General features: G+C 67.7%; 21 protein-coding genes. 3 read left to right on the top strand and 18 right to left on the bottom strand.

From position 1 onward, the window contains the following. Positions 1–32: 32 nt before the first annotated feature. On the bottom strand, positions 33–1,193 hold the full coding sequence (locus MKW15_RS10560; protein ID WP_240857568.1) for a sulfotransferase family protein: 1,161 nt from the start codon (positions 1,191–1,193) through the stop codon (positions 33–35). 398 nt (positions 1,194–1,591) lie between these two features. On the opposite strand from MKW15_RS10560, the gene rpsT reads away from it, so the two are divergent. Further along, positions 1,592–1,852 (top strand): 30S ribosomal protein S20, encoded by a 261-nt coding sequence (gene rpsT / locus MKW15_RS10555; protein ID WP_240857567.1) that lies wholly within the window; start codon positions 1,592–1,594, stop codon positions 1,850–1,852. Between the two features lie 446 nt (positions 1,853–2,298). On the opposite strand, the gene holA is transcribed toward rpsT, so the two are convergent. The 14 genes from holA to MKW15_RS10485 all read right to left on the bottom strand — a co-directional run bounded on the left by holA (position 2,299) and on the right by MKW15_RS10485 (position 18,393). Then, positions 2,299–3,264 (bottom strand): DNA polymerase III subunit delta, encoded by a 966-nt coding sequence (gene holA, locus MKW15_RS10550; protein ID WP_240857566.1) that lies wholly within the window; start codon positions 3,262–3,264, stop codon positions 2,299–2,301. Between the two features lie 53 nt (positions 3,265–3,317). Continuing rightward, the gene (locus tag MKW15_RS10545) at positions 3,318–4,811 is read right to left on the bottom strand and encodes a ComEC/Rec2 family competence protein (protein WP_240857565.1); all 1,494 of its coding nucleotides are present in this window, start codon (positions 4,809–4,811) and stop codon (positions 3,318–3,320) included. Positions 4,812–4,827: 16 nt separating this feature from the next. Beyond that, positions 4,828–5,811: a helix-hairpin-helix domain-containing protein gene (locus MKW15_RS10540; RefSeq protein WP_240857564.1), complete on the bottom strand. Its 984-nt coding sequence runs from the start codon at positions 5,809–5,811 to the stop codon at positions 4,828–4,830. Between the two features lie 101 nt (positions 5,812–5,912). After that, on the bottom strand, positions 5,913–6,773 hold the full coding sequence (locus tag MKW15_RS10535) for a DegV family protein (RefSeq protein ID WP_240857563.1): 861 nt from the start codon (positions 6,771–6,773) through the stop codon (positions 5,913–5,915). Between the two features lie 18 nt (positions 6,774–6,791). After that, positions 6,792–7,526, bottom strand: coding sequence for a diglucosylglycerate octanoyltransferase (gene octT, locus MKW15_RS10530; RefSeq protein WP_240857562.1), 735 nt, complete (start codon positions 7,524–7,526; stop codon positions 6,792–6,794). Next, positions 7,523–8,236 (bottom strand): histidine phosphatase family protein, encoded by a 714-nt coding sequence (locus MKW15_RS10525; protein WP_240857561.1) that lies wholly within the window; start codon positions 8,234–8,236, stop codon positions 7,523–7,525. Before MKW15_RS10525 ends, octT begins: the two co-directional genes overlap by 4 nt. Then, a complete protein-coding gene (gene rsfS / locus MKW15_RS10520; RefSeq protein ID WP_240857560.1) occupies positions 8,233–8,595 on the bottom strand; it encodes a ribosome silencing factor in 363 nt (120 codons plus the stop codon). The genes MKW15_RS10525 and rsfS overlap by 4 nt, the downstream gene beginning before the upstream one ends. After that, complete coding sequence (gene nadD / locus MKW15_RS10515; protein WP_240857559.1) at positions 8,592–9,308, bottom strand: nicotinate-nucleotide adenylyltransferase; 717 nt, start codon at positions 9,306–9,308, stop codon at positions 8,592–8,594. Before nadD ends, rsfS begins: the two co-directional genes overlap by 4 nt. Positions 9,309–9,369: 61 nt before the next feature. After that, a complete protein-coding gene (locus MKW15_RS10510) occupies positions 9,370–10,764 on the bottom strand; it encodes a vWA domain-containing protein (protein ID WP_240857558.1) in 1,395 nt (464 codons plus the stop codon). Next, positions 10,764–11,684 carry an AAA family ATPase gene (locus MKW15_RS10505; protein ID WP_240857557.1) on the bottom strand — a complete coding sequence of 307 codons (921 nt, stop codon included), beginning with the start codon at positions 11,682–11,684 and terminating at the stop codon, positions 10,764–10,766. Before MKW15_RS10505 ends, MKW15_RS10510 begins: the two co-directional genes overlap by 1 nt. Continuing rightward, positions 11,684–12,976, bottom strand: coding sequence for a glutamate-5-semialdehyde dehydrogenase (locus tag MKW15_RS10500; protein WP_240857556.1), 1,293 nt, complete (start codon positions 12,974–12,976; stop codon positions 11,684–11,686). Before MKW15_RS10500 ends, MKW15_RS10505 begins: the two co-directional genes overlap by 1 nt. A gap of 103 nt (positions 12,977–13,079) precedes the next feature. Next, positions 13,080–13,847 carry an HNH endonuclease family protein gene (locus MKW15_RS10495; protein WP_374246886.1) on the bottom strand — a complete coding sequence of 256 codons (768 nt, stop codon included), beginning with the start codon at positions 13,845–13,847 and terminating at the stop codon, positions 13,080–13,082. Positions 13,848–14,431: 584 nt separating this feature from the next. Beyond that, positions 14,432–16,684 (bottom strand): ATP-dependent DNA helicase RecG, encoded by a 2,253-nt coding sequence (gene recG, locus MKW15_RS10490; protein ID WP_240857554.1) that lies wholly within the window; start codon positions 16,682–16,684, stop codon positions 14,432–14,434. Between the two features lie 74 nt (positions 16,685–16,758). Continuing rightward, positions 16,759–18,393 carry a DAK2 domain-containing protein gene (locus MKW15_RS10485; RefSeq protein WP_240857612.1) on the bottom strand — a complete coding sequence of 545 codons (1,635 nt, stop codon included), beginning with the start codon at positions 18,391–18,393 and terminating at the stop codon, positions 16,759–16,761. A 254-nt stretch (positions 18,394–18,647) separates the two neighbouring features. Between MKW15_RS10485 and rpmB the strand changes: the two genes are divergently transcribed. Both rpmB and MKW15_RS10475 read left to right on the top strand, forming a co-directional pair. Beyond that, positions 18,648–18,839 (top strand): 50S ribosomal protein L28, encoded by a 192-nt coding sequence (rpmB, locus tag MKW15_RS10480; protein WP_240857553.1) that lies wholly within the window; start codon positions 18,648–18,650, stop codon positions 18,837–18,839. A 125-nt stretch (positions 18,840–18,964) separates the two neighbouring features. Then, on the top strand, positions 18,965–19,786 hold the full coding sequence (locus MKW15_RS10475; protein WP_240857552.1) for an enoyl-CoA hydratase/isomerase family protein: 822 nt from the start codon (positions 18,965–18,967) through the stop codon (positions 19,784–19,786). 6 nt (positions 19,787–19,792) lie between these two features. Here MKW15_RS10475 and MKW15_RS10470 read toward each other — a convergent pair whose 3' ends face one another. From MKW15_RS10470 to thiL, 3 genes are all read right to left on the bottom strand, one after another. Beyond that, entirely contained in the window at positions 19,793–20,482 is a 690-nt protein-coding gene (locus tag MKW15_RS10470; RefSeq protein ID WP_240857551.1) for a uracil-DNA glycosylase, read from the bottom strand. Next, positions 20,482–21,003 (bottom strand): gamma carbonic anhydrase family protein, encoded by a 522-nt coding sequence (locus tag MKW15_RS10465; protein ID WP_240857550.1) that lies wholly within the window; start codon positions 21,001–21,003, stop codon positions 20,482–20,484. Before MKW15_RS10465 ends, MKW15_RS10470 begins: the two co-directional genes overlap by 1 nt. Positions 21,004–21,082: 79 nt before the next feature. After that, positions 21,083–22,156: a thiamine-phosphate kinase gene (gene thiL / locus MKW15_RS10460; protein WP_240857549.1), complete on the bottom strand. Its 1,074-nt coding sequence runs from the start codon at positions 22,154–22,156 to the stop codon at positions 21,083–21,085. Between the last annotated feature and the right edge of the window lie 67 nt (positions 22,157–22,223).

Genomic DNA, 22,223 nt, shown 5'->3' with positions numbered 1-22,223 from the left:
CGCAACACGCTGGGGCGATGCCGACCAGGCACTCACACCGAGCGGCGCGCCCCCAGCGCACGCCTGCGCATACGTCGCACCACGTTCACCGCGCGCGTCTGCCAGCGCGGTCGCACGCTGGGCAGCGGCGCCGCGAGCACCATGGCGGCCATCGTGTCCAGGGCGACGTCGAGCACGTCGTCGGAGGTCGGGGGTGGCGCGTCACCGGTGGCGCCCGCGGTCGTAGTCACCCCGAGGTCGGCGAGGTCGCCGGTGACCCGGTAGCCCGCCGATCGGACTGCCGCGACCATCGACGCCGACTTCGCCGCCGCCCATTCGCGCTGCGCGGGCGACAGCGCCTGGGCCGGGCCGCCGGGGGCGTCGAACAGGATCTCGCCGATCAGCTGCCCCTTGATCACCCGCTCGTAGCGACGCCATTCGATGGTGTCGGGCTGCAACCTGAGATTGAGGGCGCGCAGGAACTCGGCTTGCGCGGCCGACAGCGAGCTGTTGGTGCTGGGTACCGGGATGGTCAGCGCGGCGGGATCGACGCCGATGGTCGTGAGGAAGCGGTCCCACAGGGAGTCACCCGGGACCGCCTGGGCACCGCGGGGCCCGACGGTGACGACGTGCACCCGCTCGGGGCCCACCACCTGCGACCATCGGTCCAGAATTTCCACGAAGTCCTGGAATTCCCAGAACGGCTCCTCGTCGATCACCGGCGGCGGATCGGCCGGGCTCTGATCGGGCGAATCGGGCCGGGCGAAGGCGCGCACCGACGAGACGAACTCGTCGAAACTCGCACGACGCTGATTCTTGACGTTCTCCTGCCACACCGACGGCAACTGGCGGGCCAGGTCCCGAACCGTCGCGATGACATGCACCTCGTCGGCAAAGGACAGGTCACTCATGAGGGACTCGATCTGCGCCGGTGTGGCGGTGCTGTACAGCTCGTGGGAGAGCAGCGAGGTCTGCGGCCACGCGCGCATCTGTCCGAGCAGTTTCGGCCAGGTCCCGGCGAACGCCGGATCGGCCCAGTCGAGGTAGCGGTCGGGCTGCAGGTGCACGGCGGCGTGAAAGTGGTCGGAGATCACATTTCCGGGGTAAAGCAGCCCCGATGACCTGAGTGCCAGGTCACGGTTGCGCCAGAGCCGGTCCTGCAGGTGGGTGGTGCCGGTCTTGGGCAGGCCGACGTGCACGAAGACGACTGACATGATGGTCAAAGACTAGTGGTGTGTCTCGGAAATAGGTGACCGGTATCCGGTAGAGCGATCGGCGACCTGGCAAGGCGGAGGAGGGAGCGATAGCGGCGCTATCCTGACCGACGACAACGCAGCCAGGCGTCGATCGAGCGCCGGAGACTGGTTGCATATTTCCGAGACACACCACTGCATCTGCTCACGGTGATCAAAAGCCGTGGCCTGTGTGTTCACCGTCGGGTTCAGCGATTTTGGGCAGAACCACCGCGACTGGTAATGTTGATCGCTGTTGCAGTGACGAGGTGGCACCCGTGTCGCCGGTGCGCGCTGCCGGCGCGAGCCGAACCCGATGCGGGTCTGCGAGCTCAGCCAGAACAGACCGAACACACCAGCATTGACCAGAGGAAACACGCGTGGCAAACATCAAGTCCCAGATCAAGCGCAACCGCTCCAACGAAGCGGCGCGCAAGCGCAACCAGTCGGTGAAGTCGTCGCTGCGTACCGCGATCCGCGGCTTCCGCGAGGCCGTCGAGGCCGGGGACAAGGACAAGGCCACCAAGCTCGGCCAGTCGGCCAGCCGCAAGCTGGACAAGGCTGCCAGCAAGGGCGTCATCCACGCCAACCAGGCTGCGAACAAGAAGTCGGCGATCGCCATCGCCGTCAACAAGCTCTGATCTGACCCGCGATTCGGCCTGACCGAATCAGCGCATCAGCACTTCCGGCTCACCCCGGCGACGTCCACGCAGTCGCCGGGGTGAATCGCGTCTGCACCGACGGTGGGCTGAGATCGTGGAGGAGGTACCTCGCGGCTGAGTCGCGAAAGAGCCCCGGCCTCAGGGCCCGATCCGGCACAAAAGTAGGGGAAGAAACTCGTCTCCTGCCCTTGGTGTCCTCCCCTAGAAGTTTCTCGCGGACGACTATGAACCCCGGGGAAGAAGTTCTTCCCCTAGGCTTTCGCAGCAGGCGCTGCCGTATTTCCCCAGCTCACGGGGGCGGTCACCGAGCTCTCCCGATCAGTGACGCTCCCGCGGCCGGCACCGCACCACCCTGTGCCGAATCGTTGAATCTGTGCGCTGCAGCACACAGATTTTCCAACAGGACACAGAGTGTCCGGAGTGGATCAGTCCCGACGCCGACCGGTGGGCCGCAGGTCGGCGACCGTGGCGACGGCATGGGTGAGCGCATAGTCGGCGTCGGCCGCCTGCCCCTTGACGTCGGCGTTGAGCGCCGCGACCACCTTCATCGCCCGGGCGATCGACTCGGAGTCCCAGGCCCGCGCCTGAGCTTGCACGTTCTTGACCCGATTGGGTGACATACCGACTTCCGACGCCACCGAGAAGTGATTGCCGGTCAGCGGACGCACGCGTGCGATGGCGTGGACCGCCTCGGCCAGGGCGTCGGCGAGCAGGACGCGGGCCACGCCGTGATGCAAGGCCCATGCGAGCGATTCGAGAGCAGCCGCCCGATCACCGGTCACCGCTCGGTCGGCCACTTCGAAGCCGGTCACCTCCGGCCGACCTTGGTAGTACAACCGGACCGCGTCGCGATCGACCTTGCCGCCGGTGTCGGCCACCAGCTGGGCACATGCCGCCGCAAGTTCACGCAGCTCCGACCCGACCCCCTCGACCACCTGCTCGACGACGTCGGCGTGGACCTTGACGCCGAGCGCACGAAACTCCTTGCGCACAAAGTCCATCCGCTCCGACGGCCAGCGCGGAGCGGCCGTGGCGTGCTCCACGGCACCGGATTTCTTCAGTGCGGGCACGAGCGATTTCGCCCGACCACCGCCGTTGTGAATCACCATGAGCGTGATGCCGTCGGGCAGCGAGTCAGCAGCCTGCGCGATCAGTGCAGCCGGTTCCTTGCCCGCATCCGCTGCGGACCCGACGACCACGATGCGTTCCTCGGCGAACAACGACGGACTGAGCAACTCCGCGAGTTCGTGCTCACTGACATCCCCCGCACGCACACGCGTGACCGGCACGGGGGTCCCGGCAGCTTTCGACTGCTCAGCATACACCGCCGAGATGACCCGGCCGGTGAGGAAGTCGTCGTCGCCGAGGAGCAGGTGCAGACGTTCGGTCACGGCCACAATCGTGCCAGACCGGGGTGACAGCGAACCGCGCAGACCGCGACTTCTCACCCCGATGATCGGCGGCCCCGCGACATCCACCGTGCGCAACCTCGCCGGACGAGCACGACGAGACCCGTGACGACAAGGACGATCGCGGCGCCCAGTACCCCGTCGGGTACCACGATGCGGGCCCAACTCAACCGTCCGAGCGTTCGCGCGCACACCCGCATCCACCACAATTCGGGGGCGACGCCCCGGACGAGCAGTTCGGCGGTCGCAGCGCCCGCTCCGTCCGCGGACCCGATCACCCCGACACAGGCGGCGACGGTGCCGACCACGCTGATCACCGCAACCACCGGCGCCACAAGCAGATTCGCCACCACCCCGACCACGGAGAAGGTACCGGTCACCATCGCCACGATCGGTGCGGTCACCACCTGAGCCGCGATCGCCATCGCGAGGATCTCCGCGGGCCCGGGCGGGATCCGCATGCCGCGCAGTCCGTCGCGTATCCGCGGTGCCCACAGGACCAGTCCTGCGGTGGCGACCACCGACAATGCAAAGCCGGGTTGGAGCGCCAACTCCGGCCACCACAGCAAGGCCCCCACGACCGCGGCACCCAACGCCGGAAACGCCTGCGCACGTCGCGACGACAAGAGCGCCAGCAGGCCGATGGCACCCATGATCGCCGCCCGGAGCACACTCGGTGACGGTCGGACGAGCACCACGAAACCGAGGATCGTCACCGCACCCAGAATCGCCGCCAGCCGAGGCGACGCACCAGCAGCACGAACCAGCATCAGCACCGCGCCGCAGATGATCGCGAAATTGCTCCCCGACACCGCCGTGAGATGGCTGAGCCCGGACGCCCGGAAGTCCTCTTGCACAACCGGATCAAGGGTTCTCGTGTCACCGATGACCAGCCCCGGCAGCAGGCCCGACGACTCGGAGCCCAATGCCCGGGAACTGACAATCTGCAGACGGTCACGTACCGCGCCGGCCAACCGCTGGTGAATGGGTGGATGTCCGATCAGCGTCGGCGGACCTGCCGCGGTCAAGCGGGCGGTCAGCAGCGAACCGGCCGGCGGCGGACGCACCCGCACCAGCGCGCGAACCCGCTGACCCGGCAACAACACCGACCACTGCGCCGTGTCCGCAGACAACTCCGCTGGTCCCGGTGCGACCGTTCGCGCGCCGATCTGATTCACGACCACACGGGTCCGGACCCGACCGTGCCGCTCATCTCCGACGACCGTCGGATCGTCGCGGATGACCATGGTGACCGTCACTTTGCCGGACACGTCGGCAAGTGGGTGGTCGGCACGCTCCTCCTGCCGAATGAACATGGCCGTCGCGCATGTTGCAGCCAGACCGGTCGCGACCACCAGCAGGCCGACGGTGCGCCAGCTGACCAGCCCACGAGCACATGCCACGCCCGACGATCCGCAGCAGATCACCGAGACGATCGCGGCGAGCGCCGTGACCTGTTGCGGGGCAGCAAGTCCAACAATCGTGGTGGCCCATACCACGATCGCGGGGAGCAGCAGGCGAAGATCCACACCTCGGCGATCCGGCTCAGACCGTCACCAGGTCGCGGAGTTTCGCCAGCCGCGCCGGCCCGATCCCGTCGACCTCCCCGAGCTGGTCGACGTTGCTGAATCGGCCATTCTTGTTGCGCCAGTCGATGATTGCGCGAGCGGTCACCGGGCCGACCCCGGGCAACGCATCGAGCTCCGACTCGGTGGCGGTGTTCAGATTGACGCGAGCCCCCGAATCGGGACCCGGTGTCGCCGATGGCGTCGTAGGACCGCCGCCAGGCGTTGCCGACGGCGCGGAGTCCGTACGCGTGGCCGGGACAACCGAACTGCGCAGCGCGCGTCCGTCGGCGCCGGCGTATCCCACGAGAACCTGATCTCCGTCATGCAGGAGTTGCGCAAGATTCAGCGACACCGTGTCGGCTCCCTGACGCGGTCCGCCGGCCGTCTCGATGGCGTCGGCGACCCGAGCGCCCGACGGCACTCTCACGAGGCCGGGCCGGTGCACCAGTCCGACCACACTCACCACCAGTTGGGCCGGCGCCGGCACGGCGGTCGGCATCGACGTCGTCATCGGCACCGACGGGCCTGCCGTCGGTTCGAACGCCACCGCAGGCGGCGGGTCCGAGCCACGAAAGAGTCCGAAACCGGCTACCACGCAAGCGATCACACCGATTGCAAGGAGCGCGAGCGCGGCCGGCGGCGCCACGGCGAACCGTCGGGAGCCGATGCGTTCGGCGTCGTCCTCGTCGTCCTCGGAGTCGAGCAAGGTCGGCGACCGCACAGCAGTCGAAGCTCCGCGGCCGTCGTGGTCGCCGTCCACGGGATCGAGCCAGGCCGGCATGGCGCCTATCCCCCACCGCGTCTCGGAGACGTGATCGGCATCCGGCGCGGAGTCGGTGTCCGGCCCGGAGTCAGTGTCCGGGACCACCTCCGGCGCGCCCACGAGTGACCGACCAGTCGTGGCCGAGGGTCCGACCGGCGACAGGCGATCGAGCGGATTACGCCGTCCTGATGTGCTCATGCCCGAAGGCTAGGGCCGCGACCCGACCGGCAAGGCGGTTGGCGCGCGTGCGGTGCACCGGTCTGTGCACACACGACGGACTGTGCACAGACCTCGTCGGGTCAGTCCCGATCGATCCCCTCGACGGGCTCGAGATGACTTGCGATGACGACTCCGACCGCACCCGGCCCGACGTGACAGCCGAGCACCGGACCCAGGTCGACGGTGATCTCCGAGACGACGACCCGGAGCTTGGACCGCAGCTGCTCGGCCAGATCGGCGGCGGCGGCGTCGGCTGCGCAGTGCTGGATGCCCAGCGTCACGGCGCGTCCGGCGGCCGACTCGACGGCGGCGTCGACCATCTTCGCGAGCGCCTTGGAGAACGTTCGGTAACGTTCGCGCAGGGCAAGGGTGCCGTCGACCATGTGCAGGATCGGCTTGATCGCCAGGGCCGAACCCAGCATCTTGCTGGCCGCGCTGATTCGCCCACTGTTGCGCAGGTTGTCCAGGTTCTGCACGCAGAGCAACGAGTCGACGGTCGCGGCCTCGCGGATCGCCGACTCATAGACGCGGTCTCGGTCGGCGCCCGTTCGCGCTGCCTGCGCTGCTGCGATCGCGGTGAACCCCACCGCGAGTCCCACCGAGCGCGAGTCCACGACCCGGACCTGACCGGAGAACTTCTCCGCGGCCAATCGAGCCGACGCCCAGGTGCCCGACAGGCGACGCGACATGTGCACGGCCACCACACCGTCGCCGTCGCTGTCGGCGATGGCGGCGTCGAAGGCCTCCGTGAGCTCGTGCGGGTTGGCTCCCGAAGTGGTGACGCCGGGGGTCGAGATGAGATCGGGCGGAATCTCGTCGACGCCCTCCCGATAGTCCTGACCGTCGAGCGTCAGGTGCAGCGGGACCTGGCGGATGCCGTAATGGTCGGCCACCGACCGCGGCAACCGCGAGGACGAATCCGTGACGACGACGACAGGCACGCGTCTACGTTAGCCGGTTCACCCGGCCGGATGCGCCTCGGCCGCGCTCACCGCGGGAACGACGAGTTCCGCTATCCGGCGGTGACACTCGAAACCCCAGTGGATGCCGTCCGGATTCATCTCGACGGCCGGGTCGTCGAATGCGTCCCGCGTCGTCGGATAGAAGTCGACACACCTGATCTGGTGACTATCCGCCCAACGCTGCATCGCCGACGTGGTCGGTATCCGACCGAGGTGCACGTTGCCGTAGTACGGGCTCCGGTGTGTTGGTGGCAGACACAGCAGGAGCGGCAGGTCGGGTCGCAACTGGGCCAGCGCGGCGCGAATCTTCTCCAAGTACTCGACGGTGATCCGCGGCGGCAACGCCACCGGCCAGCCGAGGCGCGACGCCCGCGGTTGCACCCACTGGTATCCGTCGCGCACCAGCTGCCGAAGCCTGTTCGGCCGCAGATAGCGGATTTCCTCGCGCAAGGCGGTGGGCAGCGGTGACGGCAGACTGTCCATGCCGCCGAAGGCCAGCACCACCACGTCGGCGTCGGGGACCGCAGCCCAGATGTTCGGGTCCTGGGTGAGTGCCCACCACACGTCTCGACTCGTCCAGCCGATGCGGCCGAACAAGTGGATGCGACGCCGACATTGCTCGCCGACGATCACCGGCCAGATCCGCGAATCCGTTGCGGGCAGACCGCCGGTGGGTCCGTAGTAGGCGAGCGAATCCGAGAGCACCAACACACTGCCGGGTCGGGCGCTCACTGGATCGCCGGGTCCGAATCCTCGGCGGACGCATTCCACACGTCGAGACGCCAGCGGCCCGGCGCACCCGGCATCCCGTGGCTGGACAACTGAACCCAGCTGGTGTTGGCGAGACCGCCGAACACCGGCCAGTTCTCGACCGGCAACGCCAGCAGCCCAGCCGTCATCGCCGCGATCACTCCGCCGTGGGCAACCAGCACCACCGGGGCCTCCGGCGTATCGCCGGCGCCCCACTCGGGCAGTTCGGCGATCAGCTCGTCGACCACGGGGATCGCCCGCGCGGCCACCTGGACCCGGCTCTCACCACCCGGTGGTGTCCACGTCGCATCGTCGCGCCACACCGCACGCGCACCCGGCGCGGACACGTCGACCTCGCTGTGGGTGAGTCCCTGCCAATCCCCGAGGTGCGTCTCGCGCAGCCGCTCATCGGTGGCCACCGTGAGACCGGTGCGCTGTGCCAACGCCTCGGCGGTGTCGCGTGCACGTCGCAGGTCCGACGATCTGATCACCATCGGCTGCCGCTCGGCCAATGCCGCCGCCGCCCACTTTGCTTGACGCACACCAAGTTCGGACAGGTCAGTGTCGAGCTGACCCTGCATCCGGCTGCCCGCGTTGTACTCGGTTTGCCCATGCCGCAGCAGGATCAGTCGTCGGACCACCGGGGTGAGGCGTTCGACGGCGGTGTCGTGCGAATCCGGTCCACCACTCACGACGGGTCACCCAGATCGACCACCGGGCAGTCCTGCCACAGCCGCTCCAGCGCGTAGAACTGCCGTTCGTCGGCGTGCTGGATGTGTACGACGATGTCGACGTAATCGAGCAGCGCCCAGCGGCCCTCGCGCGTCCCCTCGCGTCGTACCGGTTTGTGCCCGGCCTCCCGCAGCTTGTCCTCGACCTCGTCGACAATCGCGTTGACCTGACGCTCGTTGTCGGCCGAGGCGATCACGAACGCGTCGGTGATCACCAACTGCTCGGACACGTCGAGCACCGTCACGTCGTGCGCGAGTTTGTCGGCGGCCGCCGCAGCAGCCACCCGTGCCATCTCCAGCGCTTCTGCTGACGCAGTCACACCCGTCCCTTCGTCTTTGCCTCACCGGCGGTGTCGAGGCCGCCATCCCGCGCCGGCGGCGACACCCCGGGCGAGGTCGCCCGAGGCGCACGATACAGCTTCCGTTTGGCTATGTACTGCACGACTCCGTCGGGCACCAGGTACCAGACGGGTCTGCCCTTCGCGGCCCGGGTGCGGCATTCGGTCGAGGAGATCGCCAGCGCCGGGATCTCCAACATCTGCAGCGTGTCGGGCGGCATCGTCTCCAGATGCTGCGCCAGATGCTTCGCGTTGAGCTCGTAGCCGGGCCGACTCACGCCGACGAACCGAGCCAGCTCGAACAGTTCCTCCCAGTCCTGCCAGGACAGGATCGACTCCAGCGCATCGGCACCGGTGATGAAGTACAGCTGCGCATCGGGCAGCAGTTCGTGCAGGTCACGCAGGGTGTCGACGGTATAGGTGTCACCCGCACGATCGATGTCGACCCGGCTCACGCTGAATCGCGGGTTCGACGCGGTCGCGATGACCGTCATCAGATACCGGTCCTCGGGCGGGCTCACCCGCGCGTCCTCATCGAGCTTCTGCCACGGCCGCCCCGTGGGGACGAAGATGACCTCGTCGAGCGCGAACCGGTGCGCGACCTCGCTGGCCGCGACGAGGTGCCCGTTGTGGATCGGATCGAACGTGCCACCCATCACGCCGATGCGGCGCACACGCGAACGGTCGACGGACATGAAGGGTGAGTCTACGCGTCCTCGCCGCGCCGTCGGAGTATCGAGGCTGCTCGACAGCAGCTCAGATCGGCAGGAGGTCGGCGATGACGCGGCCGAGTTGCACCGCGTTACGGCACTCGAACATGTCGATCGCCTCCTGGTAATCGGTCGCAGCCGAGTCCCCGGTGCCCCAGTGCGTCTGCGCCTCGGGATTGAGCCAATAGGCGTGCCGGGCCCGGTCCACCAGCTCCGTCAGAGCACCGATCGACGTGTCGTGGAAGTTGTTGCGCGCATCGCCCAGAATCAGCAGCGCACCGCGATGGGTCAGGGAGTCCGCGTACTCGGAGACAAAGCCGCGCAGCATGTTCCCGTAATCGGAATGCCCGTCACGAGTGCTGATGCGGGCGGTCGAGATCATCGCGTGCATGGCCGCGCCGAAGTCGTCCTCGCCATGGTCGAAGTACTCGGTCACCTCGTCGACGGTGTCCACGAACGCGAACACCCGAACCTTGGAGAACTGCTGGCGCAGCGCGTAGACCAAACGCAACGTGAACTGGCTGAAACCGGCGACCGACCCCGACACGTCACACACGATGATGAGCTCGGGACGGCCCGGCCGCGGCTTGCGGTGACTCAGTTCGATCGGCACGCCACCGGTCGACATCGAGGCGCGCAGCGTCTTGCGCACGTCGACCGCACCCCGATGCGCCCGCCGTCTGCGGGTCTCCAGTTTGGCCGCCAACAGTCGTGCGAGCGGCTCGATGGTGCGCCGGATCTCCATCTGCTCGCGCGCACCGGCAGACAGGAAGTTGATGTTCTCCGGGAGTTGCGGGACCGCGTACTCGCCGACGCGCTCGCGGCCGTTGCGATCGGCCATCCGACGCTGCGTCTCCGTCTCGATGGCCGCCCGCAGGTCGGCGGCGCGGGCACGTGCCGCCGCGCGATTCATCGGGTCGGTGCCCGCTCGATCACCCGAGCCGTCATCACCGCCGGCCATCGCCGCGGCGATGGCGGCGATCAACGTCTGCGGATTCACCGCGGACAGTGCCTGATACGCCGAGAACGCCTCTCCCCGCGTCGATTCGTAGCGCCCCAGCGCGTCGACGATCATCGCGACCATGTCGGCCAGCCGGGCGTCGGCGTCGGGTCCGTCGTCGGCGAGGACCTCTGACAGCATGTCGCGCACGGCGGGGATATCGACCTCGCCGTTCTCGTCGCGCGGCAGATCGGTTGTGACGGTTCGCTTTCCGAAGGCTATCGGAAACCAGAGGTCGAAGACACGGTCGAAGACCCCGCGTTGCGCCAGATCGGAGAGCAGCGTCGCCGCGAGTCCCTCCCGGAGCTGCGGGCGGCTCAGCAGGTCGAGCACCTCCACCGCCGAGGCGGCATCGATCAGGTTCGACGGCCCCACCTCGATACCGCGGCGACGCAACTCGTCGACGAAGTCGGTGAGATGGGCGACGAGCGGCGCGGTCATCAGCCCAGCTTGAGTTCTTTGAACGCCGTCTTGAGGTCGGGCCGGTGCTTGAGCACCACGCCCAGCGTGCGGGCGATCAAACCGTCGTCGATGCCGCCGCGTGCACTGCCGCTCGCCTCGTCGCCCGCGCCAAGTGCCAACAACGTGTTGGCCCAGTCGATGGTCTCGGCCACCGACGGCTTCTTGCGGATGTCGAGGGTGCGCAGGACGCCGACGATCCGCACCAGTTCGGCCGAGAGAGCATCGGTCAGTCCCGGGACCCGCGAGGCGAGGATCTCCTTCTCTCGCGCCGCATCCGGGAAATCGATGTACAGGTACAGACAGCGCCGCTTCAGGGCCTCGGAGAGCTCGCGAGTGGCATTGGAGGTCAACAGCACCACCGGTCGTCGTGCCGCGGTGACCGTTCCCATCTCCGGGATGGTGATGGCGAAATCGCTGAGCACCTCGAGCAGCAGGCCCTCCATGTCGACGTCGGCCTTGTCGACCTCGTCGATCAGCAGGACGGTCCGCCCCTCCGACGAGATCGCCTTCAGCAGCGGCCGCGGCAAGAGGAACTCGTCGGAGAAGATGTCGGTCTTCGCCTCGTCCCATGCGCGCGTGCCGGTGGCCTGGATGTGCAGGATCTGCTTGGCGTGATTCCACTCGTAGAGCGCCCGCGCCTCGTCGATGCCCTCATAGCACTGCAAGCGGATGAGTTCGGCGTCGGTGGCCGACGCGATCGCGCGGGCGAGCTCCGTCTTGCCCACGCCCGCAGGACCTTCCACGAGCAACGGCTTGCCGAGACGGTCGGCGAGAAAGGTCGACGTCGCGGTCGCCTCGTCGGCGAGATAGCCCGTGCCACGCAGCCGGGTCACCACGTCGCCGACGTCGGCGAAGGACGGCTCGATGCGCGGTGCGGTGTCCGAGGATGCTTGGCTCATCAGGCGGGCCGCACGTGTCCGGCGCCCCACACCAACCATTTGGTGGAGGTGAGTTCGGGCAGTCCCATCGGGCCGCGCGCATGGAGCTTCTGCGTGGAGATACCGATCTCGGCACCGAATCCGAACTGCTCACCGTCGGTGAAGGCGGTCGACGCGTTGACCATGACCGCGGCGGCGTCGACGCGCGAGGTGAACTCGTTGGCGGCGGCCAGGTCGGTGGTGATGATCGCCTCGGTGTGTCCGGTTCCGTATTTGTCGATATGCGCGACGGCGGCGTCGAGGTCGTCGACGACCTTCATCGCGATGTCCATCGACAGGTACTCCTCGGCCCAATCCTGCTCGGTCGCGGGTTCCATCCCCGGCTCGTCGCCATGGATGATGACCCCCTGCGCCTGCAGGACCGACGTGATCCGGGGCAGCGCGTCTGCCGCGACGGCCTTGTCGATCAGGACGGTCTCGGCGGTGTTGCAGACGCTGGGCCGGCGGGTCTTGGAGTTCAGTACCACCCGCGTCGCGACGTCGAGGTCCGCGAGTGCGTGCACGTAGACATGGCAGTTGCCGGTGCCCGTCTCGATCGTCGGCACGGTCGCATTGCTGACGACGGCGTTGATGAGTCCGGCGCCACCGCGCGGGATCACCACGTCCACCAGACCGCGCGCCCGGATCAGTGCAGTCACGCTGGAACGGTCCTCGCTGGGCAGCAGCGCCACCGCGTCGGCAGTGACCCCGTTGTCCGACAACGTTTCTCGCAGGACTCGCACCAATTCGGCGTTCGACGACGCGGCCGACGACGATCCCCGCAGCAGCACCGCGTTGCCCGACTTGAAGGCAATACCGAACGCGTCGACCGTCACATTGGGGCGGGCCTCGTAGACGATGCCGACCACACCGAGCGGAACGCGGATCTGGCGCAGTTGCAAACCGTTGGGCAGGGTCTTGCCGGAGACGATCTCACCGATCGGGTCGGGCAGGACCGCAACCTGTCGCAGGCCCTCCGCGATACCGGTGACGCGCTCGGGAGTCAGGCGAAGCCGGTCGAGGAGGCTGGCCTCCATGTCGGAGGACTCGGCACGCGAGATGTCCTCGGCGTTGGCGGCCAGGATCTCCTCGACCGCGGCTTCCACGGCGTCGGCGGCTGCGAGCAGCACCTTGTTCTTGGCCGCAGTGGTCAGTCCGCCCAGCGACCGCGACGCCGATCGCGCTGCCCGCGCGAGGTCGAGAACGACCTTCTCGGTGTCCGGCTGTGTCCCGGACTCTGCGGTGACGGCTTCTTCTGCGGTGGGTGCGCTCATCGGTGTTCCTCGATCGTCGCGGTGACATGCGTGCGAATATCCGCCCACCAGCGTAGCGCCGCCGATTTCTCGGCCCAACGTGCCGTCGGCGAACGGCCGCGCGTCACCGACACCGGAGAGCATCGGCAAGGACATCCCGGGACGCCGCGTCGATCGCGAGTCCGTAGCTGCGCACGACGATGACGAACTGCACTGCGTACTGACACCAGAACCCCCGCTCGTCCGGCATCCAGCGGGCGGGTTCGGCGTCGCTCTTGTCCTGATTCGATCCCCCGTCCACCGCAACGAGATTGGCGGGGTCGTTGGCGAAGTCCTGCCGCAATTCCGCGGGCCACGCCCACGCCCCCATATCCCACGCGTACGCGAGCGGGACGATGTGATCGATCTGCACGGCTGCAGCGCCCAGGTCACGCCGGAACACGATGTAGTCGCCGGTGTACGGGCTGCGGAACTCCCCTGCGAGCACAGCGCCGGGGCACGTCTTGGTCGGGCCACGACGCGTGTCGTGCAGATCGCGCGCGAGGATGTCGTTTCGGGTGTCACACCCGTTGGAACCGCCACGTACCCGCACCTCGTCGCTCCAGGGAGTTCCGAATGCCGAGCGCTGATAGTCCTCGCGGTGCCGCCGGGCCGCCGAGACGGACAGCGCACCGAGTTCCCCGGTCAGCCGCTGCGCCCTTGCACGTACCCGCTCGTCGACACCCGTCTGCGCGGTGTTGACCATCACCCCGGTCGCCACGAAGAGCGCCGTCACCACGAACGCGCTCAGCACGCACCAGCGACGCATGGTCCATCCATGCACCCCAGAGCGTCGCGATCGGTGATGGCGTACCAAGCGTCGCCACCGGAGAGCGAGGGAGGGTCGGGCCATATTGGTTCGACGCGCGCCGCGCAGTTCCCGTTCCCTGCGGTCAATTAGGGCGTGTCTCCCAATTCCACTGCGAGGGATTGGTGGAGTCGATTGCACCCTGGCTGCGATCGAGCCGCCAAGACCCGCAAAGGGAATTGGGAGACACGCCCTAGTCGAGTCAGCGACCCACCGCCGCCTGCGGCGGCGATCGTGGAGGCGGGAAGAGTGCGGCCTCATCGCAGAAACCGCACTTGTCGCCAGAAACCGCTGGTGCACCTCGGGTTTCTGACCAGACACGCGGTTTCTGAAACCACGACTCGCCGACGACGCGCGTGGGAGGTCGGCGAAGCCGTCGCGGTCAACCCTCACCGAGGTCCACCTCGAGCGCAGACCTCGGACTCCGAACATCGTCGTCGAGCACAGAAAGCGCTCTTTGCCGCCAAGAAACTAGGGGAAGAAAACTCGTGCCCTACTCTTGGAGTCCTCCCCTAGGAATTTCTAGGGGACGACTGTGAACCCCGGGGAAGAAGTTCTTCCCCTATTTTCAGGGACAGAGCACTGCGGCGTTTGCCCAAGTCAGAGCGTCGGTCACCCAACTCTTCGAGTCAGGACTTGTCGAGGTAAGCGATCTTGTGCGGCACCAGGATCGCGTCGACGAGGTCGGCGAGGGGTCGGTGTTCGATCAGGGTGAGGTCGGCGCCCACCACCTCATCGGCCAGTTCGCGGGCATCGGCGATGACGTCGACGTCGTCGAGCAGGGACAGGAAGCGCAGGGACGTGGTGCCGCCCGACTGCAGCGAACCGAGCACGTCACCCTCGCGACGCTGCGCCAGATCGACACGCGCCAGCACGAATCCGTCGTTGGAACCGGCCACCGCGTTCAGTCGCTGCATGCCCTGGGACACGGGTGCCGTATTCGTCATCAGCAGACATAAACCGGCATGCTGCCCACGACCGACACGACCGCGCAGCTGATGGAGCTGGCTCACACCGAAACGCTCGGCGTCGACGATCACCATCATCGTCGCGTTCGGCACATCGACGCCGACCTCGATGACCGTGGTGGCCACCAGGATGTCGATCTCGCCGCGGCCGAATTCGTCCATCACCGCGTTCTTCTCGTCGGACGGCAGACGACCGTGCAGGAGCCCGATCCGTAGATGACCGAGTGGGCCGGCGATCAGGTTCTCGTACTGGTCGAGCACCGAAACCGTCTGCGGTGCCGTCGAATCGCCCTTTGCCGGGGTGCCTCTACCGTCCGACACCTCGTCGCCACCGATGCGCGAGCACACCACATACACCTGGCGGCCCGCCGCGATCTCCTCCGCCGCGCGCGACCACACCCGATCGACCCACCGCACGTTCCCCATCGGAACCACGGTGGTGGTGATCGGCTGCCGACCCCGCGGAAGTTCGGTGAGCACCGAGGTGTCCAGATCGCCGAAGGCCGTCATGGCGACCGTGCGCGGGATCGGCGTCGCAGTCATCACCAGGAAGTGCGGCATCGCCCCGTCGCGACCGCGACCGCGCAACACGTCACGCTGTTCGACACCGAACCGGTGCTGTTCGTCGACGACGACCATCCCGAGGTCGAAGAACTCGACATTCTCTTCGAGCAGCGCGTGGGTACCGATCACGATCCCGGCGGCGCCCGACACCACGTCGAGCAGGGTTTGACGCTTGCCCTTGGTCTTCATCGATCCGGTGAGCAGCGCGATCTGGGTGGCACCGTCCGCCGCCGACAGCTCGCCGCCGGCCGCCAGGTCGCCGAGCATCGTTCGAATGGTCCGATAGTGTTGTGCAGCAAGAACTTCGGTGGGAGCCAGGATCGCGCACTGATGCCCGTTGTCGACCACCCGCAGCATCGCCAGCAGGGACACCAGCGTCTTACCGGAGCCCACCTCGCCCTGCAGCAGGCGGCTCATCGGTTGGCTGCGCCCGAGATCCGCGCCGAGTTCGGCGCCGACCTCAACCTGACCGACGGTGAGTTCAAACGGCAAGCGGGCCAGGAGCCCGTCCTCGAGCCCGCCTGGGACATGCGGGCATGGCGGCGCCGAATCATTACGCCCGGCGAGCCGACGCTGCGCCAGGACCGTCTGAATCGCCAGTGCCTCATCGAACTTCAGTCGGGCTGACGCCGCGGTGATGTCGTCCTCGGTGTCCGGGAGGTGAATCCGGGACAACGCGTCGGCGGTGGTGATCAGACCGCGCCGCTTGCGTTCGGCGTCACTGAGCGCGTCCGCGGTGTCGGGTCGGTGAGCGAGGACCCGGCGGACGGCACCCCAGATGTCCCAGGTCTGAATGTCGCGGGTGGCCGGATACAGCGGAATGATCGGCCGGTCGAACTGGGCGAGGAGACCGGCGGCATCGTCATCGGACGTGAGATCGGCCTCGACCGCGTACATCTCGGTCAGCATCGCCGAACCGACCACGCGATCCACCTCGGAATCACCGTCGGGCAGGACCATCCAATCCGGATGCGACAACTGGATGGTGTCGCGGAAGAACTTCACCGTGCCCGCCATCATCACTCGCGCCCCCGGTTTCAGCCGGTGCTGGATGAACTTCGGATTGAAGAAGCTCGCCTCGTACTTACGGCTCTCGTCGGCGACCGTCACCTTGAGGAATCTGCCCGAGCGTTTCTTCATCGGAATGAGATCGGCCTTGGTGATACGGCCGACGATGGTCAGATACTCCCCCGTCTCGGGCATCTCCGCCTTCGACGCCTGCCCCTGGCGCACATATCGCCGTGGCGTGTAGTGCAGCAACTCGCCCACGGTCGTCACGCCCACCGAGGCCAGACCGTCGACCACCTTGTTGTCCAGAATCTCCGACAACGAATCCGACAGTGAAATCATAGGTTCTGGGAAATCATAGGTTCTGGGAAATCATAGGTTCTGGGAGATCATCGGTTTCGGGCACCCATCCCCGGTCACTCGACCCCGACCTCGATGAGGCGGTGGCGCTGACCGGTCTCGTAGACGGCAAGTTCGATGCCCTGATAGCTGCGTCGCATCTGTTCTGCGATCGCGTCGAGCGCGGCCTTGTCCACCTCGGTTCCGGCCAACACGGTGACCAGCTCGCCACCGGTGGCCAGCATCAGATCCACCAGAGCCGTTGCGGCCCCAGTCTGATCGGGTGCGACCACGAGCACGTCGGAGCCGATCAGCCCGAGCACGTCACCGACGTCACAGGTACCGGCCAGCGTCATCATCCGCTGTTCGGCGATCTGCAGTGATCCCCACCGCGTGCCCGCGGCCGCTTCGGCCATCGCGTAGGCATCGGCGTCGGCCTGCTCGCTCGGGTCGTGCACCGCCAGGGCGGCCAGACACTGGACCATCGACGACGTCGGCAGTGTGACGATCGCCCGCTGCGGGGACCGGACCTCGGTTGCGACGGTCACCAGTTCCTGAGATGCCAAGGCGCCGTTGGCCATCACCACGACATGCGCGCTGTCGGTGTTGCGGATCGCGTCGGCCAACTGCTCGGCGGTGAGACCTCCGTCGGCGAGGAGCACCGTCGCGCCCGCCTCGGTGAACAACTCGGCTGCACCCTCACCGGTGACCACCGCCACCACCGCACGTTTGTGCCGAGGCGGCGGCTCGACCGAATCAGCCTGCGCACGAATGGCATCCAATGCGAAACAGCTGATTCGGACGTCGGAGATGCGTCCGAGCAGCGCACCCGCCTCAACCGCCGCACCCGGGTCGCAGGTGTGCACGTGAACGGAGAACCGCTCGCCGTCCCCACTCGAACTGTCACCGACGATGACCACCGCGTCACCGACGTCGTCGAGGAAGCGGCGCAGATCTGCGATTCGCTCCCCGAGCGCACCGTGCAGCAGGTACATCACCTCGAAGTCCATGTCGCTGCCGTCGGTGCAGGTGTCGTCGGCCGAATGTCCGGGCTGCCCGCCGCCGGTGAGGATGCCGCGATAACGGCGGCGGCGGTTGGACACCCCGGTGAGCACCGACACCATGGCGTCGAGCAGCGCGAGGAACCCGCGGCCACCCGCGTCGACAACGCCCGCACTGGCCAGGACCGGGAGTTGGTCGGGGGTGCGTTCGAGGGCCTCGGCGCATTCGTCGGCGATGGCGCGGGCAAGATCACTGGCCGATTCGGACTCGTGCTCGGCTGCCGCCTGCGCAGCCACCCGGATCAGCGTCAGCACCGTGCCCTCCCGCGGCTCGCTGACCGCGCGGGTCGCGGCGAGGGATCCGAGACGCAAACCGGAGGCGACGAGATTCTTGAAGTTCAGCTCTGGCCCGTCGCCGAGCAATTCGGCGGCGTCGGCGAGACCCACCAGAACCTGCGACAAGATGATCCCGGAATTGCCCCGTGCCGCGGCCACCGCACCTTCGGCCATCGCTCGGGCCACATCCACAACCGCCACGTCCTCAGGCAGCGACTGGGCAGCGTCGGCGGCCGCAGTCATCGTGAACACCATGTTGCTGCCCGTATCCGAATCCGGGATGGGGAACACGTTGAGGTCATTGATCTCGCCACGCAGCGTCTCGAGGTTGTCGGCGCAGGCGCGCGCCCAGTCACGCAACAGCTGCGGGTTCATCGTCCGGGCGATCACACGACCCCTCATTCTGTTCTCGAGACGCTGGGATGTGTTCGAGATTACTCGGCGACCACGACAGACACTGCACGGCCGGCGATGCGTCCTCGCCGGTGGGGCGCGGATTTGGATGCGCCCCGGGCGGCCCGCTATCCTTGCAGGGTTGCCTGTCGGCGCACGCGCATGCTCCGTGCACTGTCCGACGCCACGACGGGCGGACCACCAGACCTTATTTCATCTATCAAGGGAGTTCGACGATGGCTGCCGTTTGCGACCTTTGCGGCAAGGGCCCGGGCTTCGGGAAGTCGGTTTCGCACTCGCACCGGCGCACCAACCGCCGCTGGAACCCGAATATCCAGTCGGTGCGCATCGAGGTTGCCCCCGGCAACCGCAAGCGCAAGAACGTGTGCACCTCGTGCCTGAAGGCCGGCAAGACCGCCGCCGTCTGAGTCAGCGACCCCGGCGCATGCCGGACCGGCGGTAGTCCCGCCACACCGACGAGACCCGACACCGACCGAGCAATCGCTCGCCCCGGCGTCGGGTCTTTGTTGTGCGCCTACTAGAGTTCGGCAGCATGACTTCCACCACATCCACCGCCACCACGCCCTCGAGCGCCGAGCCGCTGGTCCACAGCAATGGCGGCGTTCTGACCATCACCGTCTCGACCGCCGCCGCCGGCACGTCACTGGCCGACGACGCCCTGGCCGGGGGTGCGCAGGCCCTGCGCGAAGTCGCCCGGGGTCAACGCGAGGCGGGAGCGATCCTGCTCGTCGGCGCGGGCGCCAATTTCTGTGCCGGCGGAAATGTGCGGGCGTTCGCCGCGGCCGAGGACCGGCCCACCTACCTGCGTGGCCTCGCCGACAACTTCCACGCGATGGTCGCCGCGCTGTACGAGGCCGACCGGCCCGTGGTCGCCGCCGTCAAGGGCTGGGCGGCCGGCGCCGGGATGTCGCTGGTACTGCACGCCGACGTCGCGATCGGCGGCGAATCCACCCGCATGCGTCCCGCCTACCGCGGCATCGGTCTGACCCCCGACGGCGGGATGACCTGGACGTTGCCGCGCGCGGTCGGGGCCGCCCGAGCCCGCAACATCATCCTCACCGATCGGGTGATATCGGCGTCGGAGGCCGCCGATTGGGGTCTGTTGTCTGAGGTCGTTGCCGACGACGATGTCGACGCGGTCGCGCGGGCCGCGGCGGAGAAGATCGCTGCCGGGCCATGGCAGGCCGATCAGGGTGCCCGCCGACTGCTGTCCGCGGCCCCCGATCACAGCCTGGTCGAGCATCTCGCGCTGGAGGCGCAATCCATCGCGCTGCGGTCGGGCGCGCCGGAGGGACGCGAGGGCGTCGACGCCTTCATCGGCAAGCGCAAGCCCGACTGGGCGGCCTCCCGTTAGAGCCCGTCAGGGCAAACGCCAATCGACCGGGTCGGCGCCGAGATCGGCGAGTTCGGAGTTCGCGCGACTAAAGGGCCGTGAACCGAAGAACCCCCGCGACGCCGACAGCGGCGACGGGTGCGGCGACACGATGACCGGGACATCTGGCATCCACTTCTGCAACTCGGCGGCATGCTTGCCCCACAGGATTGCGACGAGCGGTTCGTCGCGATTGACGAGCGCCTTGATCGCGCATTCGGTGACCTGTTCCCAGCCCCTGTTGCGATGCGATGCGGGCTCGCCCGGCGACACAGTGAGCACGCGATTCAGCAGCAGCACGCCGGCGTCGGCCCACGGGGTCAGGTCGCCGTTCGACGGCATCGGGTAGCCGAGGTCGGCGCAGTACTCGGTGTAGATGTTGGCCAATGACCGCGGAATCGGCGAGACGTCGGGCGCCACCGAGAAGCTCAGTCCCACCGCATGCCCCGGCGTCGGATACGGATCCTGTCCGACGATGAGTACCCGCACATCGTCGAAGGGCCGCGTAAACGCCCGCAGCACGTGCTGGCCGGCCGGGAAATAGCCGCGGCCCTCGGCGATCTCGGCGCGCAGGAACTGCCCCATCTCGGCGACCGCCGACTCGACCGGCGCCAAAGCCTCCGCCCACCCGGGATCGACCAACTCCGACAGGGGTTTCGGATTCGGGGGTTTCGCCATCAGTCGAGCCTCCGCAGTGCGGAGCGGTAGTACTGGGCGTTGCGGAAGTACATCTCGCAGTTGAGATCGACGTGGCCGTCAGTCACCTCGAAACCCTCGCGGATCTTCGCCGGGACACCCAACGCCATTCGGCGGGCGGGTACGGCGAACTTGAACGGCACCACAGCGCCGGCGCCGACGATCGCACCGTCACCGACCGTCGAACCGTTGAGCACCACCGACCCGGACGCGATCAGGCAGTTGTCCCCGATCGTCGCACCCTCAATGTGCGCGTTGTGCCCGACCACGCAGCCCGCCCCGATCACCGTCGGATCGACAGGGGTGCAATGGATCACGGTGCCGTCCTGGATGTTGCTGCGCGCGCCGATGCTGATGGTCCCGTAGTCGCCGCGCAGCACCGCGCCAGGCCACACCGACACCCCGTCGCCGAGGGTGACCGCCCCGATGACGACCGCGTCGGGATGGACATAGGTGTCCGCGCCCAGTATCGGCGCGCGGTCGTCGAGTGCATATATCGCCATGCCCCGATCTAATCACCCGCTTACCGATGGTCGCCGCGCGACCGGAGGATCGACGAACCCAGCCGTCAACTGTCCAGTCTCAGGCCGAGAAGGACTCCCAGCCACGCAATCGCGGACCGTCAGCGGCATGGATCGACCTGCCGTCGACCAGGACATCAGCGGGGACGCGCTCCACTCCCGGCGCCGAACTCACGCGGCCCGCGCGCTCCGCTCCCGGCGCCGACACCTCTCCGATCACCGTCCAGCCGGCCGGTACCGCGTCCGCGTCGAAGGCGGCCAGCAATTCGTGGTCTTCGCCGCCGGCGAGTACCCAGTCGACGACATCGGTGCCCAGCTCTTCCGCGAGCGCGGTCACCCTCTCATGTCGGGGCACGCTGCCTGAGCGCACCGACAGCCGAGTGCCCGACGCCTGCGCCATGGTGATCAATTCTTCGACGAGACCGTCCGAGATGTCGGTCATCGCATGTGCCCCGGCAGCCGCAGCAATCGGACCCTGGGTCAGGTCCGGCGATGGAATCCGATACGCGGCAACAAGATCCTGCCACTGCGCGATCAGGTCGTCATCCCCCGACGACAGCACCGCCAGGCCTGCGGCGCAGGCTCCCACCGGGCCGCTCACCGCGAGCACGTCTCCTGGGTTCGCGCCGCCGAGCACCACCGGCTCGGTGCCGTCCATCGCCCCGACTGCGGTGACACTGACCACTACTTGCTGCGCCGCCACGAGATCCCCACCGAGTACCCGCGCCCCGAGGCGATGCGCGGCGTCGACCATCCCCATGTTCAGGTCGAGCAGCGTCCCGACGAGAGTCGACGGCGGAGCCGCGATCGACACCACCACGCCCGTGGTTCGTCCGCCCATCGCGGCGATGTCCGCGGCACTCTGCACGATGGCGCGCGCACCCACGTCCTGGGCCGGTGACCAGTCGAATCGGAAGTGCCTGCCCTCGACCGCGGTGTCGGTGCTGATCACCGTGACGCCCCGGGTGTCGATCACCGCGGCGTCGTCGCCCGATCCGATCACGATGTCGTGGTGTGCCGCCGAACCGCGTGCCTGTGCGGTGAACGCGGCGATCATGGCCCGCTCACCGATCTCGCCGACGGTCGCCGTACGCACACCATCGGACTCGGGCTTTCCGGCACCGGCGGCCGTCATTTCTGTTCACCCGGTCTCTCTGAGTCGCGCGTGGAAGGGTTTGTCGGTGACAATGTGTGCCACAGTG

It is taken from the genome of Gordonia gummivorans (assembly GCF_022513585.1).
Classification (GTDB): Bacteria; Actinomycetota; Actinomycetes; order Mycobacteriales; family Mycobacteriaceae; genus Gordonia.
This window is presented reverse-complemented; position numbering and strand designations above follow the sequence as displayed.

Bases quoted from the DNA above. Each gene is read 5' to 3' on its own strand.
- MKW15_RS10560 (WP_240857568.1), bottom strand. From the start codon at position 1,193: ATGTCAGTCGTCTTCGTGCACGTCGGCCTGCCCAAGACCGGCACCACC.
- nadD (WP_240857559.1), bottom strand. From the start codon at position 9,308: ATGTCCGTCGACCGTTCGCGTGTGCGCCGCATCGGCGTGATGGGTGGC.
- MKW15_RS10475 (WP_240857552.1), top strand. From the start codon at position 18,965: ATGACTTCCACCACATCCACCGCCACCACGCCCTCGAGCGCCGAGCCG.
- MKW15_RS10540 (WP_240857564.1), bottom strand. From the start codon at position 5,811: ATGAGCACATCAGGACGGCGTAATCCGCTCGATCGCCTGTCGCCGGTC.
- MKW15_RS10510 (WP_240857558.1), bottom strand. From the start codon at position 10,764: ATGACCGCGCCGCTCGTCGCCCATCTCACCGACTTCGTCGACGAGTTG.
- MKW15_RS10505 (WP_240857557.1), bottom strand. From the start codon at position 11,684: ATGAGCCAAGCATCCTCGGACACCGCACCGCGCATCGAGCCGTCCTTC.
- MKW15_RS10465 (WP_240857550.1), bottom strand. From the start codon at position 21,003: ATGGCGATATATGCACTCGACGACCGCGCGCCGATACTGGGCGCGGAC.
- MKW15_RS10485 (WP_240857612.1), bottom strand. From the start codon at position 18,393: ATGAACCCGCAGCTGTTGCGTGACTGGGCGCGCGCCTGCGCCGACAAC.
- rpmB (WP_240857553.1), top strand. From the start codon at position 18,648: ATGGCTGCCGTTTGCGACCTTTGCGGCAAGGGCCCGGGCTTCGGGAAG.
- MKW15_RS10470 (WP_240857551.1), bottom strand. From the start codon at position 20,482: ATGGCGAAACCCCCGAATCCGAAACCCCTGTCGGAGTTGGTCGATCCC.
- recG (WP_240857554.1), bottom strand. From the start codon at position 16,684: ATGATTTCACTGTCGGATTCGTTGTCGGAGATTCTGGACAACAAGGTG.
- thiL (WP_240857549.1), bottom strand. From the start codon at position 22,156: ATGACGGCCGCCGGTGCCGGAAAGCCCGAGTCCGATGGTGTGCGTACG.
- MKW15_RS10500 (WP_240857556.1), bottom strand. From the start codon at position 12,976: ATGAGCGCACCCACCGCAGAAGAAGCCGTCACCGCAGAGTCCGGGACA.
- MKW15_RS10495 (WP_374246886.1), bottom strand. From the start codon at position 13,847: ATGGCCCGACCCTCCCTCGCTCTCCGGTGGCGACGCTTGGTACGCCAT.